This window comes from Pseudomonas sp. GD04058, assembly GCF_029836855.1.
GTDB classification, from domain to species: domain Bacteria; phylum Pseudomonadota; class Gammaproteobacteria; order Pseudomonadales; family Pseudomonadaceae; genus Aquipseudomonas; species Aquipseudomonas bharatica.
The window spans coordinates 191,096-207,026 of the sequence record NZ_JAOECN010000002.1; the positions used below are offsets into that span (position 1 = coordinate 191,096).

The window sequence follows — 15,931 nt, forward strand, 5'->3', positions numbered from 1 at the left end:
AGACTCACCGCTGACAGAACTGACTGACGATCCTCAGATACAAACGCAAACGCCCCGATCTGGTCGGGGCGTTTGCGTGCAAGGCGAACGTGAACGTTCTAGTTATTGAAACAGCGACTCGCTGGAAAGGCCGTTCTTTTCCAGGATCTCGCGCAGACGCTTCAACCCTTCGACCTGGATCTGCCGCACCCTCTCGCGAGTCAGGCCGATCTCCAGGCCGACATCCTCGAGCGTGCTGCTTTCATGACCACGCAAACCGAAACGACGGATGACCACTTCACGCTGCTTGTCGGTCAGCTCGCTCAGCCATTGATCGATGCTCTGGGACAGATCGTCGTCCTGCAGAAGCTCACATGGATCGGTTGGCCGATCGTCCGTGAGGGTATCGAGCAATGTCTTGTCCGAGTCGGGCCCGAGGGATACGTCTACCGAGGAAACCCGCTCGTTCAGGCCGAGCATACGCTTGACCTCGGCCACCGGTTTTTCCAGCAGGTTGGCGATTTCTTCCGGGGAGGGTTCGTGATCGAGCTTCTGGGTGAGCTCCCGAGCCGCACGCAAATAGACGTTCAGCTCCTTGACCACATGAATCGGCAGGCGGATGGTGCGGGTCTGGTTCATGATCGCCCGCTCGATCGTCTGGCGAATCCACCAGGTCGCATAGGTGGAGAAACGGAAGCCACGCTCCGGGTCGAATTTCTCGACCGCACGGATCAACCCCAGGTTGCCCTCCTCGATCAGGTCGAGCAGCGAAAGCCCCCGATTCACGTAGCGGCGGGCTATCTTTACCACCAGGCGCAGGTTGCTCTCGATCATCCGCTTGCGACCTGCAGGATCGCCACTTTGCGACAGGCGCGCAAAATGAACCTCCTCTTCGGGAGTCAGCAGCGGGGAAAAACCGATTTCATTGAGATAAAGCTGAGTCGCATCAAGTGCCCGGGTGTAATCGATGTACTTGTGCTGTTTTAGCGAAGAGCCCTGTCTGGCTCTGGTCCGAACCGAAGGTACAGCAGGTTCGTCTGACACCACATCCGTTTCCAAAACGATGCCGGTCTCCATGAGAAGAACCTCATCGTCGATGTCAAACTCCGGCGCTTCTTTGCTGAGAGCCATTGTTATAGTCCTTTGCTGAGTTCGAACTCAGACTCGAGCGTACCTTGTCCATGGCATCGCCAGAGCCTGTCCCCATTACGCTAAGGAACAGGCCGGAATCAACAATCAACGGTTTGGCAGGAACTGCAACGGGTCTACCGGTTTACCCAGGCGGCGAATTTCAAAGTGAAGCTTCACGCGATCGGTGCCCGTGGACCCCATTTCGGCAATTGTCTGCCCTACCTTGACTTGCTGTCCCTCCCGAACCAAAAGCCTACGGTTGTGACCGTAAGCACTCACGTAGGTTTCGTTGTGCTTGATGATTACGAGTTCACCGTAGCCCCGTAGACCACTACCGGCGTACACCACCGAACCATCAGCGGCAGCAAAAACAGGCTGTCCCAAATCTCCGGCGATATCAATGCCTTTATTCAAACTACCGTTTGAAGCGAATTTTCCAATCAGAACGCCGTTCGCCGGCCATGCCCAGCCACCGCTGGAGCGCTCTGCTGCGGGAACCTGGGTCGGCGCCGTGGAGGGTGTCACCACCGGTGTGGTCGCCGCCGTGCTGGTACTTTTCGGCGGCGGCGGGGTACCGGCAGGACGTCGGGTAACCGTGGTCTTGCTCGACGGAGAAGTGGAGGTCACGACACGGGAAGAGCCGGAGGAAGGCTCGTCGAAGCGGATCGCCTGGCCCGGGCGTATGGTATAAGGCGGCTCGATGCCGTTGCGCGCAGCCAGGGATTTGTAATCCCAGCCATAACGGAAGGCGATGGAGAACAAGGTATCACCAGGACGCACCACATATTGCCCGGAAGTTACCGCAGGGCGCTTGGGCGCTGCGTTATTACGGTCCACGACCCGTGCGCCACTGGAAGAAGAAGAAGTGCTGGAGCAACCCGTCACCAACATGCCAACGGCAAGTGCAACCACCAGAAGCCTGATGCTTGAAAGACCCATACGCTGCCGAATGACTGTTGAACTCACCCGCCGCTCCCTTAAATGGTGATCGAGTTTGAAAATGCAATAATGTTGCAATTATAACCATGCACCGGACACTTGCGCGCGATATACAAACGCAAAACGTGAACGGTTGCCGCTCCGGATATGGGGCACCCGCCTCATAGACCTGACGCCACGCCGAGAATTCGCCACTCGCGAAAATAAAGAAGCGTCAGGAGAGTGTGCCGTTGAGCAGCGGAACGAAACGTACCGTTCCCAGCACCCGTCGGGAGAAACCGTGCTCCTCGCGCACGATCAGCAGAAGTTGTTGCACTTCCCCGACATTCCCCACCGGAATCACCATACGCCCGCCCGGAGCCAGCTGGTCCAGCAATGCCTGGGGGACTTCCGGCGCCACTGCGGTAACGATAATGCCGTTGTAAGGCGCCAGGGCTGGCCAGCCTTCGCTGCCGTCGCCCCAGCGAAACACCACGTTGCGCAGGTTCAGTTCGGTCAGGCGTTCCTTGGCCCGATCCTGGAGCACCTTGATCCGCTCCACGGAAAACACACGCTCCACCAGTTGCGCCAATACGGCGGTCTGGTAGCCGGAGCCGGTACCGATCTCCATGACCTTGTCCAGCGGACCTGCTTCCAGCAGCACTTCGCTCATATGCGCAACCATGAAAGGTTGCGAGATGGTCTGGTTATGGCCGATCGGCAGGGCAGTATCTTCATAGGCGCGATGCGCCAATGCTTCATCGACGAACAAATGCCGCGGTGTGCGACGCAGTACATCCAGTACCCGCGGGTTCGAGACGCCTTCCTCGCACAGGCGCTGGATCAGCCGCTCACGGGTGCGCTGGGAGGTCATGCCGATACCGCGGCGCATCATATCGTCCTGATCGCGCATCAGAGCACACCCTCCAGCCAGCCATCCAGGCGATCGAAGGCATCATTGAAGGTTCGGTCCAGTTGCAGCGGGGTGATCGACACATACCCCTGCATGACCGCATGGAAGTCGGTACCCGGCCCGCCATCCTCGACATCACCGGCAACCGCGATCCAGTAACCCTCCTTGCCCCGCGGGTTGACGTCCTTGATCGGTGCGGCGGCGCGAGCACGATGCCCCAGGCGGGTCAGCTGGATACCGCGAATATGATCCAGCGGCAGGTTGGGGATGTTCACGTTGAGCACGGTTCGCGGCGGCAGCTCCAGGCGCGGGTGCGCTTCGACCAGCTTGCGCGCAACGTAGGCGGCTGTCGGCAGGTTGTCGGGCAGACGCGACAACAGCGAGAAGGCAAACGAGGTATTGCCGAGGAAACGCCCTTCCAGCGCTGCAGCCACGGTTCCGGAGTAAAGAACGTCGTCGCCGAGGTTGGCCCCCAGGTTGATCCCCGACACCACCATGTCCGGGGTCTGCGGCAACAAGCCGTTGAGACCGAGATGAACACAGTCGGTCGGGGTGCCGTTGATGCTGATGAAGCCGTTGGGCAGGGTTTGCGGATGCAGCGGACGGTCGAGCGTCAGCGAACTGCTGGCACCGCTCTTGTCCTGGTCCGGGGCGATCACCACGCACTCGGCATAATCCGCCAGCGCGCCGTGGAGCGCAGCGAGTCCGGGCGCGAGAACGCCATCGTCATTGGAAATCAGAATACGCATGGGCTGTCCGTCTGCCCTGCCGGGACCAGATCGACGAGTTCGCGCACCACCACGGTGGCGAAACATCCGGCCGGAAGGACGAATTCCAGTTGCAGGATATCAGGCTCGGGATAATGCCACGTCAGCCGACCAATGGGCAGTCGCAGAATGCGTCGTTCCTGCTTCATCGCGGCGTGCCCAAGCCATTCGCAGAGTGCCGGATTCTCCTCGCCGACACGCTGTTCGAGGGCGCCGGCCGCGCCCTGCGTGGCTGGAAGCCCTTCACCCCAGAGCGGACCGGTGGGATGCAGGTCGAGAATGCCGAGGCGAGGATCGCTGCATTCCGACTCACCTGCCGGAAAGAAGCTACGGCTCTCAGTGAACGCCAACAGGTCGCCGATCTGCGCACGCTGCCAACTGCCATCCTCGACACGCTGGGCGAGGACACGGTTGAACAGGTAGCTACGCGCGCTCGACAGCAACCGCGAGCGCAGGTTGCGCTGCTCCGGCAACGCCTTGCGTTCGGCCCAATGGCGCGCCTCCTCGACGTTGCCTCCGTCATGACCAAAGCGCTGCGCCCCGAAGTAGTTCGGGACGCCTTGGGCGCGCAGCCGTTCGAGACGGGCATCGAGCGCGGCGTGATCGGCCTGGAGCCGGGTCAGGCGCAGGGTGAAGCCGTTGGCCGAATGGGCACCGCGTTGCAGCTTGCGTGAATGCCGGGTGCGCTCGAGGATGCGCAGGCTTTCATTTTCGGCGGCAGTGAAATCGGGATCGGCCTTGCCCGGCAGATGCAGGCTGAACCACTGGCGGGTCAAGGCCTGGCGATCCTTGAGACCGGCATAGCTGATGGTCTTCAGCGGCACACCGGCGGCACGGGCCAGGCGGCGGGCAGCTTCCTCGGTATTGAGATCGCGCTTTTCCACCCACAACCACAGGTGTTCGCCCTGGCCGGACAGCGGGATGTCCAGCACTTCATCGACCTGGAAATCCTCCGCCACCGCTTTCAGTACCGCGCTGCCCAGCGCCGGCCCGCTGGCGCGCGGGCCGAGCAGTTCGAGTTCGTTCATGCTGGCAGCAGCAAGGCGACGGCGTGAACCGCAATACCTTCCTCACGTCCGGTGAAGCCGAGCTTCTCGGTAGTGGTGGCCTTGACATTGACCTGGTCGAGCCCGACCTGCAGGTCGGCCGCGATCAACTCGCGCATGCGTTCGATGTGCGGTGCCATCTTCGGCGCCTGGGCGACGATGGTGGCGTCGACATTGCCGACCTTCCAGCCCTTGGCCCGGACGATGGCGACCACATGACGCAGCAGCACGCGGCTGTCGGCGCCCTTGAATTGCGGATCGGTATCGGGGAAATGGCGACCGATGTCACCCAGCGCGGCAGCGCCGAGCAAGGCATCGCTCAGGGCGTGCAGCAGCACGTCGCCGTCGGAATGGGCCAGCAGCCCGTATTTGTGCGCGATCTGTACGCCGCCCAAGGTGATGAAATCGCCTTCCGCAAAGCGGTGCACGTCGTAGCCGTGGCCAATACGCATAAAAAAACGCCCTGATTGAGTCAGGGCGTGATTCTACCTGCTTTGCCGGGCGTTGGGCTTGAATTGTCGCCTCAAGCGCGCAGTACACCCAGCGCTGCGGCATGATGCCGCAAGTGATCATCGATGAAACTGGCGATGAAGTAGTAGCTGTGGTCGTAGCCTGGCTGCAAACGCAGTTGCAGCGGATAGCCCGCGGCTTGTGCCGCCTGTTGCAACACCTGTGGCTTGAGCTGGTTTTCCAGGAAATCGTCGCGATCACCCTGGTCCACCAGCAGCGGCAGGCGCTCGCTGGCCTGGGCGATCAGCACACTGGCATCCCACTCGCGCCAACGCGCGCGGTCTTCGCCGAGGTAGCGGCTGAACGCCTTCTGCCCCCAAGGGCAATCCATCGGGTTGCTGATCGGCGCAAAGGCCGACACCGACGAATAACGCCCGGGATTGCGCAAGGCGCAAACCAGCGCACCGTGCCCGCCCATGGAGTGACCGCTGACGGAACGTTTGTCCGAGGCCGGGAAATGCGCCTCGATCAGGGCCGGCAGTTCGTCCACCACGTAGTCGTACATGCGGTAGTTGGCTGCCCACGGATGCTGGGTCGCATTGACGTAGAAACCGGCGCCAAGGCCGAAGTCCCAGGCACCGTCCGGATCCCCCGGCACCTGAGCACCCCGCGGACTGGTGTCCGGCGCGACGATGATCAGCCCCAGCTCGGCGGCCAGCTTGTGCGCACCGGCCTTCTGCATGAAGTTCTCGTCGGTGCAGGTCAACCCGCTCAGCCAATACAGCACCGGCAGCTCGCCGCCCTGCTCGGCCTGCGGCGGCAGGTACACGGCGAAGACCATGTCGCAGCCCAGCACTTCGGAGCGATGACGGTAACGCTTGTGCCAGCCACCGAAGCTTTTCTGGCAGGAAATGTTTTCCAGGCTCATGAGCGACCTCAGAAGTGGATGACGCTGCGGATGCTCTTGCCTTCATGCATCAGGTCGAAGGCCTTGTTGATGTCTTCCAGGCCCATGGTATGGGTGATGAAGGTATCCAGCGGGATCTCGCCCTTCTCGGACATCTCGACGTAGCTCGGCAGCTCGCTGCGACCACGCACGCCACCGAAGGCGGAACCGCGCCAGACGCGGCCGGTCACCAACTGGAACGGGCGGGTGGCGATTTCCTGGCCGGCACCGGCCACGCCGATGATCACCGACTCGCCCCAGCCCTTGTGGCAGCACTCCAGCGCCGCACGCATCAGATTGACGTTGCCCACGCACTCGAAGGAAAAGTCCACGCCGCCATCGGTGAGGTCGACGATCACTTCCTGGATCGGACGATCGTAGTCCTTCGGATTGACGCAGTCGGTGGCACCGAGCTGGCGGGCGATCTCGAATTTGCCCGGGTTGATGTCCACGGCGATGATACGCGAGGCCTTGGCCTTGACCGCACCGATGATCGCCGACAGGCCGATGCCACCCAGGCCGAAGATGGCCACGGTGTCACCTGGCTTGACCTTGGCGGTGTTCAGCACCGCGCCGATACCGGTGGTCACGCCGCAACCGAGCAGGCAGACCTTTTCCAGCGGGGCCTCCTTCTGGATCTTGGCTACGGAGATTTCCGGCAGCACGGTGTACTCGGAGAAGGTCGAAGTGCCCATGTAATGGAAGAGCTGCTGCCCCTTGTAGGAAAAGCGCGTGGTGCCGTCCGGCATCAAGCCCTTGCCCTGGGTGGCGCGGATGGCCTGGCACAGGTTGGTCTTGCCCGACAGGCAGAATTTGCACTTGCCGCATTCCGGGGTGTACAGCGGGATCACATGATCGCCTACGGCCAGGGAGGTCACGCCCTCGCCAACGGCCTCGACGATTGCACCGCCTTCATGACCGAGGATCGACGGGAAGATGCCTTCCGGATCGGCACCGGACAGGGTGTAGGCGTCGGTATGGCAGACACCGGAAGCGACCACGCGCAGCAGCACCTCACCGGCCTTGGGCATGGCTACGTCGACTTCGACGATTTCCAGCGGTTTCTTGGCCTCGAAGGCTACGGCGGCACGGGACTTGATCATCAATCTTCTCCAATGAAAGGACATTTCAGACAGCCAGTGTAATTCAAGGCTTTTTGATGAATAATCCGGCCAAAGACAAAACATTATTGCCACGCAGGGATAATCAATGAGTAGCCGCTGGGAAGGCATAGACGAATTCGTCGCCGTGGCCGAATCCGGGCAGTTCACGGCAGCCGCCGATCGCCTTGGGGTGTCCTCGTCCCACATCAGTCGCCAGGTCGCGCGGCTTGAAGAGCGCCTGCAAACCCGCCTGCTGTACCGCAGCACCCGCCGCGTCACCCTGAGCGAGGCAGGCCAGACCTTTCTCCAGCATTGCCAGCGCTTGCAGGACGGCCGCGAGGAAGCCCTGCGCGCCATGGGCGACCTGACCAGCGAGCCCAAGGGGCTGTTGCGCATGACCTGCGCGGTCGCCTACGGCGAGCGCTTCATCGCGCCACTGGTTGCCAGTTTCATGAGCCAATACCCGCAACTGAGGGTGGATATCGAGCTGACCAACAACACCCTTGACCTACTCCACGAAGGCATGGACCTGGCGATCCGTCTCGGTCGCTTGCAAGAATCACGACTGGTAGCGGCACGATTGGCGCCACGACGCATGTACCTGTGCGCCTCGCCGGATTACCTGAATCGTTATGGCCGCCCGCACAGCCTGTCCGAACTGGCGCGACACAATTGCCTGATCGGCAGCTCCGATATCTGGGTGATGCAGCAGGACGGGCGGGAAGTCACCCAGCGGGTCCAGGGCAACTGGCGCTGCAACAGCGGACAGGCGGTACTCGACGCAGCGCTGCAGGGCATGGGGTTATGCCAGTTGCCGGACTACTACGTGCTTGAACATCTGAGCAGCGGCGCGCTGGTGTCGCTGCTCGAGGCGCACCAGCCGCCAAATACGGCGGTATGGGCGCTGTATCCGCAGCAACGGCATCTTTCGCCCAAGGTGCGCAAGCTGGTCGATCACCTGCGCGAGGGCCTGGCGCAGCGACCGGAATATCAGGGGATATAAGGAATCAGCGCTGGGACCAGCGCTGACGCAGCCATTCCAGATCTTCGGGACGGGTGACCTTGATGTTGTCGTTGCGCCCTTCGATCAGCCGCGGCGCCTGGCCGGACCACTCGATGGCCGAGGCTTCGTCGGTGATCGCCACATTCGCCACGAGGCTGTCGGCCAGGGCCCGGTGCAAGGCGCCAAGCCGGAACATCTGCGGGGTATAGGCCTGCCAGATGGTGCTGCGGTCAACCGTGACCTCGACCCGACCATGGGCATCGGCGCGCTTGAGGGTATCCCGGGCCGGAACAGCGAGCAGCCCACCCACCGGATCATCCGCCAGTTCCAGGAGCAGGCGATCCAGGTCATCACGCGACAGGTTGGGCCGCGCAGCATCGTGGACCAGTACCCAGTCGCCGTCCGCCGCCCCTTGCGCATGCAGGAGCAACAGGGCGCTGAGCACCGAGTCGGCCCGCTCGCGGCCACCGGCAGCGCGCTGTATACGTGGGTCGCTGGCGCAGGCGAGGCCGGGCCAGAAGGGATCGTCAGCAGCAATGCTGACCACCACCCCTTTCAAGGAGGGATGGTCGAGAAAACAGTTGAGGCTGTGTTCGAGAATAGTGCGTCCGCCCAGTTGCAGGTACTGCTTGGGCCGGTCGGCGGCCATGCGCGCACCCACGCCGGCGGCGGGGATCACTGCCCAGAAGGCAGGAAGGGACGTGCTCATTGGGCCAGTTGGTAGAGGGTTTCACCCTCCTTCACCATTCCCAATTCGTGGCGGGCCCGCTCTTCGACGGTTTCCATGCCCTTTTTCAATTCCAGCACCTCGGCATCGAGCACGCGGTTGCGCTCCAGCAGACGCTCGTTCTCGGCGTGCTGGTCGGCGATCTGTTGCTTGAGTTCGGCCACCTGGGCCAGGCTGCCATTGCCCACCCACAGCCGGTACTGCAAGCCACCGAGCAGTGCGAGAAGGACAAGGAACAACCAGTAAGGACTACGCATCAGGACATCCAGTGGCGAAAGACCGCGTGTGCGAAGGGCTGATGGCACGAAGCCTGACCGAAGCCAGGCTTTGTGATTCAAGCATTCGCAGCGCCCGTGAAAGACACCAGGACAAAGCCCTGGGTTTCACGGTGCTGTCTTTTTACCATCTATCGCTTAGCCGCGAAACTCGTCGCGACCACGGTACACCGCCTTGGCGCCCAGTTGCTCTTCGATACGCAGCAGCTGGTTGTACTTGGATACGCGGTCGGAACGGCACAGCGAACCGGTCTTGATCTGACCAGCGGAAGTACCTACGGCCAGGTCGGCAATGGTCGAGTCTTCGGTTTCGCCCGAACGGTGCGAGATTACCGCGGTGTAGCCAGCGGCCTTGGCCATCTGGATGGCTTCCAGGGTCTCGGTCAGCGAGCCGATCTGGTTGAACTTGATCAGGATGGAGTTGGCGATCTTCTTGTCGATGCCTTCCTTCAGGATCTTGGTGTTGGTCACGAACAGGTCGTCACCGACCAGTTGAACCTTCTCGCCGATCTTGTCGGTCAGGACTTTCCAGCCAGCCCAGTCGGACTCGTCCAGACCGTCTTCGATGGAGATGATCGGGAAGCGCTCGGTCAGGCCTTTCAGGTACTCGGCGAAACCTTCGGCGTCGAACGACTTGCCTTCACCGGACAGGTTGTACTTGCCGTCTTCGAAGAACTCGCTGGCGGCGCAGTCCAGGGCCAGGGTCACGTCGGTGCCCAGCTTGTAGCCGGCGTTGGCCACGGCTTCGGCAATGGCGCCCAGGGCGTCTTCGTTGGAGGACAGGTTAGGCGCGAAACCGCCTTCGTCACCGACCGCAGTGTTCAGGCCACGGGCCTTCAGCACGGCCTTGAGGTGATGGAAGATCTCGGTGCCCATGCGCAGCGCGTCGGAGAAGGTCTTGGCGCCAACCGGCTGAACCATGAACTCCTGGATATCGACGTTGTTGTCGGCGTGCTCGCCGCCGTTGATGATGTTCATCATCGGTACCGGCATGGAGTACTGGCCAGGGGTGCCGTTCAGGTTGGCGATGTGCGCGTACAGCGGCAGGTCCTGGTCCTGGGCGGCAGCCTTGGCAGCGGCCAGGGACACGGCGAGGATGGCGTTGGCGCCCAGCTTGGCCTTGTTCTCGGTACCGTCCAGTTCGATCATGGCGCGGTCCAGGGCTTTCTGGTCTACCGGGTCCTTGCCCAGCAGCAGGTCGCGGATCGGGCCGTTGATGTTGGCGACGGCTTTCAGCACGCCCTTACCCAGGTAACGGCTCTTGTCGCCATCACGCAGCTCCAGTGCCTCGCGGGAGCCGGTGGAAGCACCCGACGGCGCGCAGGCGCTGCCGATGATGCCGTTGTCGAGCAGCACGTCCGCTTCCACGGTCGGGTTGCCGCGGGAGTCGAGAACTTCACGACCTTTGATGTCGACGATTTTTGCCATTGTTGTAAGCACTCCAGAATTGACGAAAACAACGCAGCTTGAAGAATCCGCTCTTTCGCAGGCACGGGGCACGGGCAGGCCTGACGCGGAGAACCCCCGACCGCGAGGTCAGGGGTGAAACGGGCGGTACTTTACCGGAGAAACGCGGCTTATGCGGTTTCTACCGTCGGAAAACTCTTCACCAGGTCATCCAGTTGCTTGAGCTGGGTCAGGAAAGGCTCCAGCTTGTCCAGGCGCAGGGCGCAGGGACCGTCGCACTTGGCGTTGTCCGGGTCCGGGTGGGCCTCGAGGAACAGGCCAGCCAGGCCCTGGCTGAGACCGGCACGGGCCAGTTCGGTGACCTGGGCACGACGACCGCCGGCCGAATCGGCACGACCGCCCGGCATCTGCAGGGCGTGGGTCACGTCGAAGAACACCGGGTACTGGAACTGCTTCATGATGCCGAAGCCGAGCATGTCCACCACCAGGTTGTTGTATCCGAAGCTGGAACCACGCTCGCACAGGATCAACTGGTCGTTACCCGCTTCCTCGCACTTGGTCAGGATGTGTTTCATTTCCTGGGGGGCGAGGAACTGGGCTTTCTTGATGTTGATCACCGCACCGGTCTTGGCCATTGCCACCACCAGGTCGGTCTGGCGCGAGAGGAAGGCCGGCAGCTGGATGATGTCGCAAACCTTGGCCACGGCTTCGGCCTGGAACGGCTCGTGCACATCGGTGATGACCGGAACGCCGAAGGTCTTCTTCACTTCCTCGAAGATCCGCAGGCCTTCTTCAAGGCCAGGACCGCGGTAGGAATTGATCGACGAGCGATTGGCCTTGTCGAAGCTGGCCTTGAACACGTAGGGGATACCGAGTTTCTCGGTAACCCGCACGTATTCCTCGCAGACCTTCAGGGCCAGGTCACGGGACTCCAGAACGTTCATGCCGCCGAACAGGACGAACGGCTTGTCGTTGGCGATCTCGATGTTACCGACGCGAATGATCTTCTGGGTCATGGATCAGGCCTTGTTCTTCTGCGCCAGGGCCGCCTTGACGAAGCCGCTGAACAGCGGATGGCCGTCACGCGGGGTCGAGGTGAACTCTGGGTGGAACTGGCAGGCGACGAACCATGGATGATCCTGGGACTCGACCACTTCCACCAGTGCACCGTCGCCGGAACGACCGGAAACCTTGAGGCCGGCTTCGATCAATTGCGGCAGCAGATTGTTGTTCACTTCGTAGCGGTGGCGGTGACGCTCGACGATCACGTCCTTGGCGTAGCAATCGTGGACCTTGGAACCGCTTTCCAGCTGGCATTCCTGGGCGCCCAGGCGCATGGTGCCGCCCAGGTCGGACGCTTCGGTACGGGTTTCCACGGCGCCGGTAGCATCGGCCCACTCGGTGATCAGGCCAACGACCGGGTGGCCGCTGTTGCGATCGAACTCGGTGGAGTTGGCGTCCTTCCAGCCCATGACGTTACGGGCGAATTCGATGACCGCGACCTGCATGCCGAGGCAGATCCCCAGGTACGGGACCTTGTTCTCGCGAGCGTACTGGACGGCGGTGATCTTGCCTTCCACGCCGCGCAGACCGAAGCCGCCCGGCACCAGGATGGCGTCGACGCCTTCCAGCAGACCGGTGCCCTGGTTCTCGATGTCTTCGGAATCGATGTAGCGCAGGTTGACCTTGGTACGGTTCTGGATGCCGGCGTGGCTCATCGCTTCGATCAGCGACTTGTACGCGTCAAGCAGTTCCATGTACTTGCCGACCATGGCGATGGTGACTTCGTGCTCGGGGTTCAGCTTGGCATCGACGACCTTTTCCCATTCGGAGAGGTCGGCACCGTTGCATTGCAGGCCGAAGCGCTCGACGACGAAGTCGTCCAGGCCCTGGGCGTGCAGCACGGCAGGAATCTTGTAGATGGTGTCGACGTCTTCCAGCGAGATGACCGCACGTTCTTCGACGTTGGTGAACAGGGCAATCTTGCGACGGGACGACACATCGACCGGATGGTCTGAACGGCAGATCAGCACGTCAGGCTGCAGGCCGATGGAGCGCAGTTCCTTGACCGAGTGCTGGGTCGGCTTGGTCTTGGTCTCGCCGGCGGTGGCGATGTACGGGACCAGGGTCAGGTGCATCAGCATCGCGCGCTTGGAGCCGACTTCGACGCGCAATTGACGGATGGCTTCGAGGAACGGCTGCGACTCGATGTCGCCGACGGTGCCGCCGATCTCGACCAGGGCCACGTCGGCATCGCCGGCGCCCTTGATGATGCGACGCTTGATCTCGTCGGTGATGTGCGGGATGACCTGGATGGTGGCGCCCAGGTAGTCACCACGACGCTCCTTGCGCAGCACGTGCTCGTAGATGCGGCCGGTGGTGAAGTTGTTGTTCTGGGTCATGGTCGTGCGGATGAACCGCTCGTAGTGGCCCAGGTCCAGGTCGGTCTCGGCGCCGTCGTGGGTAACGAACACTTCGCCGTGCTGGAACGGGCTCATGGTGCCCGGGTCGACGTTGATGTACGGGTCCAGCTTGAGCATGGTGACCTTGAGCCCCCGCGCCTCCAGGATGGCCGCCAATGAAGCCGAGGCAATGCCTTTCCCCAATGAAGAAACAACACCGCCCGTGACGAATATGTAGCGCGTCATGAAAAACCCTAGAAGTCTGCGTTAAAGCGGTCTGCGCCGCCGGGGAAAGCGAAGGAAGGCCGAAGCCCCCGATCACCTGCGTCAATCACAGTGCATCCGAAAATACTGCCGCGTCTGTACAGACCGGGGGTTGAAATCCCGGTACGGAGCTCGCTACACATTTTGAGAATCGCCCAGCAAAAAACTGCTTGGTAATCGGCAACTCCTGCGGCTCGAATCGGGCTCACAGAAGCTGTATCAAGAAGGGAGCGTAGTCTACCCGAAGATGCCCATCACCTCAAACCTTGCTCACTCGTCGGTACCTGCCACACAAGTTGCAAATCGCCATCAACAAGGTCCGGCAGGTTGGCCACGGCGACCAGTCGATCACCGGCGAACAGCAGTGGCAAACGGCCGCGAACGAAGGCGGGAACCCCGCGTTCATTGAGCAAACGCTTGAGATCGCGATGGCCGCGACCGGCGATATGCATGTTTTCGCCGCCCTGGCGGTAGGCGATCCGCAGGGTCTCCCCGGGCTTATTCCCTTTCAGGATAACGAATCCGTTGCCAGGCAGTTCCAGCGCCAGTGGTGGATCTTTCCAGCATTCCGCCCCATCGGGAGCGCCGAGCCACTCGCCACTCAACCAGTAGATGCGCTCACCAGCCCGGTGCAGCTCGCCATCGGCGAGTTTCCAGATCGGTGAAGCATCGGGGCGGGCATCGAGTAGAGCGTCCCAGCCGGCCCAATGATCGGCATCGGGCAGGCGAGTGAAATACGCGAGCCAAAATCGCAGGGCGTTACGCTGGCGCGCTGGAGAAAGCCGGAGCAGACCCGGTAAATGCAGGGAGGGAATACCGAGCCAGGGAAAATCACCCTGCGTCTGGGCCTGCGCCAGATCGCCCGAGGCCAGTGCATCGAGCAACTCGCCCGCCTCGGCGAGATGATCGGCAGTACGGGCCAGCGTGCGACTGACCTGTGGCCAGCGTGAAGACAGGGCCGGAAGCACCTCTTGTCGCAGGTAATTGCGCGTGAATCGGATATCGCCATTCGACGGATCTTCGATCCAGTCCAGGCCACGATCACGGGCATAGCGCAGAAGCTCGTCACGAGAGCTGTCGAGCAAGGGCCGAAGCAGCCAGGCGTCACCCAACTGCCGCAGTCCGCGCATCGCCATCAACCCACGCAATCCGGCACCACGAAGCAGGCGCAACAACAGGGTTTCGGCCTGGTCCTCACGATGCTGGCCGGTCAGCAGGACTTCTCCATCCCGAAGCACTTCACTGAAGGCCGCATAGCGGGCATTGCGCGCGGCCTGTTCGAGGCTGGCGCCCTCTCCCACTGTCACATGGCGTACCAGCAGCTCGACGCCCAGCGAGTCGCACAGGCGCTGGCAGTGTTCCGGCCAGGCATCCGCGACCGATTGCAAGCCGTGATGGACATGGATGGCGCGCAATGATGGGCGATCCGTCATGGCTGCCAGCAGGTGCAGGAGTACAGTGGAATCCAGACCGCCCGACAAGGCCACGCACCAACCGGGCGCGTTCTGCCAGGGGGCTAGCTTGTCCTTCAGGCGGGCGACGAGGTCGGTCATGTTCAGGGTCCGACAAAAGCAATCGGGGCCGCTTTGCGGCCCCAATTCCTGACAGATGGCTTCAGGTCAGAGACCGTAGCTCATCAGGCGGTCGTAACGGCGCTTGAGCAACGCGTCGTTGTCGAACTTCTTCAGCATGTCCAGTTGCTCGAGCAGCTCACTGCGAACCGAGGCTGCCATGGCTGCCGGATCACGGTGCGCACCGCCCAGGGGTTCGGAGATGACCTTGTCGACGATGCCCAGGCCTTTCAGGCGTTCGGCAGTGATGCCCATGGCCTCGGCGGCGTCGGCAGCCTTTTCGGCGGTTTTCCAAAGGATCGAGGCGCAACCCTCCGGCGAGATCACCGAGTAGGTCGAGTACTGCAGCATGTTGAGCTGGTCGCAGACACCGATGGCCAGCGCACCGCCAGAACCACCCTCGCCGATAACGGTGGCGATGATCGGGGTCTTCAGGCGCGCCATGACCCGCAGGTTCCAGGCGATGGCTTCGCTCTGGTTGCGCTCTTCGGCGTCGATGCCCGGATACGCACCCGGGGTGTCGATGAAGGTCAGGATCGGCATCTTGAAGCGTTCGGCCATTTCCATCAGGCGACAGGCCTTGCGGTAGCCTTCCGGACGCGGCATGCCGAAGTTGCGGCGAACCTTTTCGCGCACTTCACGGCCCTTCTGGTGGCCGATGACCATCACCGGGCGGTCGTCCAGGCGGGCGATACCGCCGACGATCGCGGCGTCGTCGGCGAAGTGACGGTCGCCGTGCAGCTCGTCGAACTCGGTGAAGATGTGCTCGATGTAGTCCAGGGTGTACGGCCGGCGCGGATGGCGCGCCAGGCGGGCGATCTGCCAGCTGGTCAGATTGCCGAAGATGCTCTTGGTCAGCTCGCTGCTCTTGTCCTGCAGACGGCCGATTTCATCGCCGATGTTCAACGAGTTGTCATTGCCTACCAGGCGCAGCTCTTCGATCTTGGCTTGCAGGTCAGCAATCGGCTGTTCGAAATCCAGAAAATTCGGGTTCATAGGCATCCGTCTTGGGTCGACGGCCAGGCGGCC

General features: G+C 62.0%; 16 protein-coding genes. 1 reads left to right on the plus strand and 15 read right to left on the minus strand.

Annotated features, from left to right (window positions below):
- Positions 1-102: 102 nt before the first annotated feature.
- From rpoS to N7650_RS02780, 8 genes are all read right to left on the minus strand, one after another.
- Positions 103-1,110, minus strand: coding sequence for an RNA polymerase sigma factor RpoS (gene rpoS / locus N7650_RS02745; protein ID WP_009395217.1), 1,008 nt, complete (start codon positions 1,108-1,110; stop codon positions 103-105).
- A 105-nt stretch (positions 1,111-1,215) separates the two neighbouring features.
- Positions 1,216-2,076 (minus strand): peptidoglycan DD-metalloendopeptidase family protein, encoded by an 861-nt coding sequence (locus N7650_RS02750; RefSeq protein WP_009395219.1) that lies wholly within the window; start codon positions 2,074-2,076, stop codon positions 1,216-1,218.
- A gap of 187 nt (positions 2,077-2,263) precedes the next feature.
- The gene (locus N7650_RS02755) at positions 2,264-2,902 is read right to left on the minus strand and encodes a protein-L-isoaspartate(D-aspartate) O-methyltransferase (RefSeq protein ID WP_009395221.1); all 639 of its coding nucleotides are present in this window, start codon (positions 2,900-2,902) and stop codon (positions 2,264-2,266) included.
- 38 nt (positions 2,903-2,940) lie between these two features.
- The gene (surE, locus tag N7650_RS02760) at positions 2,941-3,690 is read right to left on the minus strand and encodes a 5'/3'-nucleotidase SurE (protein WP_009395222.1); all 750 of its coding nucleotides are present in this window, start codon (positions 3,688-3,690) and stop codon (positions 2,941-2,943) included.
- On the minus strand, positions 3,678-4,736 hold the full coding sequence (gene truD, locus N7650_RS02765) for a tRNA pseudouridine(13) synthase TruD (protein WP_279897035.1): 1,059 nt from the start codon (positions 4,734-4,736) through the stop codon (positions 3,678-3,680). Before truD ends, surE begins: the two co-directional genes overlap by 13 nt.
- The gene (gene ispF, locus N7650_RS02770) at positions 4,733-5,206 is read right to left on the minus strand and encodes a 2-C-methyl-D-erythritol 2,4-cyclodiphosphate synthase (protein ID WP_279897037.1); all 474 of its coding nucleotides are present in this window, start codon (positions 5,204-5,206) and stop codon (positions 4,733-4,735) included. The genes truD and ispF overlap by 4 nt, the downstream gene beginning before the upstream one ends.
- Before the next feature lie 71 nt (positions 5,207-5,277).
- Entirely contained in the window at positions 5,278-6,132 is an 855-nt protein-coding gene (gene fghA / locus N7650_RS02775; protein ID WP_279897039.1) for an S-formylglutathione hydrolase, read from the minus strand.
- 8 nt (positions 6,133-6,140) lie between these two features.
- Positions 6,141-7,253: an S-(hydroxymethyl)glutathione dehydrogenase/class III alcohol dehydrogenase gene (locus tag N7650_RS02780; protein ID WP_064303302.1), complete on the minus strand. Its 1,113-nt coding sequence runs from the start codon at positions 7,251-7,253 to the stop codon at positions 6,141-6,143.
- A gap of 106 nt (positions 7,254-7,359) precedes the next feature.
- Here N7650_RS02780 and N7650_RS02785 point away from each other — a divergent pair, with 106 nt between their 5' ends.
- Positions 7,360-8,256 carry a LysR substrate-binding domain-containing protein gene (locus N7650_RS02785; RefSeq protein ID WP_279897042.1) on the plus strand — a complete coding sequence of 299 codons (897 nt, stop codon included), beginning with the start codon at positions 7,360-7,362 and terminating at the stop codon, positions 8,254-8,256.
- Positions 8,257-8,260: 4 nt separating this feature from the next.
- Here N7650_RS02785 and ispD read toward each other — a convergent pair whose 3' ends face one another.
- The 7 genes from ispD to accA all read right to left on the minus strand — a co-directional run bounded on the left by ispD (position 8,261) and on the right by accA (position 15,898).
- Positions 8,261-8,965: a 2-C-methyl-D-erythritol 4-phosphate cytidylyltransferase gene (gene ispD, locus N7650_RS02790; protein WP_279897044.1), complete on the minus strand. Its 705-nt coding sequence runs from the start codon at positions 8,963-8,965 to the stop codon at positions 8,261-8,263.
- Entirely contained in the window at positions 8,962-9,240 is a 279-nt protein-coding gene (gene ftsB / locus N7650_RS02795; protein ID WP_009395237.1) for a cell division protein FtsB, read from the minus strand. Before ftsB ends, ispD begins: the two co-directional genes overlap by 4 nt.
- Positions 9,241-9,396: 156 nt before the next feature.
- The gene (gene eno / locus N7650_RS02800; protein WP_009395240.1) at positions 9,397-10,686 is read right to left on the minus strand and encodes a phosphopyruvate hydratase; all 1,290 of its coding nucleotides are present in this window, start codon (positions 10,684-10,686) and stop codon (positions 9,397-9,399) included.
- Between the two features lie 149 nt (positions 10,687-10,835).
- A complete protein-coding gene (gene kdsA / locus N7650_RS02805) occupies positions 10,836-11,681 on the minus strand; it encodes a 3-deoxy-8-phosphooctulonate synthase (protein ID WP_009395243.1) in 846 nt (281 codons plus the stop codon).
- Positions 11,682-11,684: 3 nt separating this feature from the next.
- Positions 11,685-13,313 (minus strand): CTP synthase, encoded by a 1,629-nt coding sequence (locus N7650_RS02810; protein ID WP_009395244.1) that lies wholly within the window; start codon positions 13,311-13,313, stop codon positions 11,685-11,687.
- A 272-nt stretch (positions 13,314-13,585) separates the two neighbouring features.
- Positions 13,586-14,884, minus strand: a complete 1,299-nt coding sequence (tilS, locus tag N7650_RS02815; protein WP_279897047.1) for a tRNA lysidine(34) synthetase TilS — start codon at positions 14,882-14,884, stop codon at positions 13,586-13,588.
- 66 nt (positions 14,885-14,950) lie between these two features.
- The gene (accA, locus tag N7650_RS02820; protein WP_009395248.1) at positions 14,951-15,898 is read right to left on the minus strand and encodes an acetyl-CoA carboxylase carboxyl transferase subunit alpha; all 948 of its coding nucleotides are present in this window, start codon (positions 15,896-15,898) and stop codon (positions 14,951-14,953) included.
- Positions 15,899-15,931: the final 33 nt, after the last annotated feature.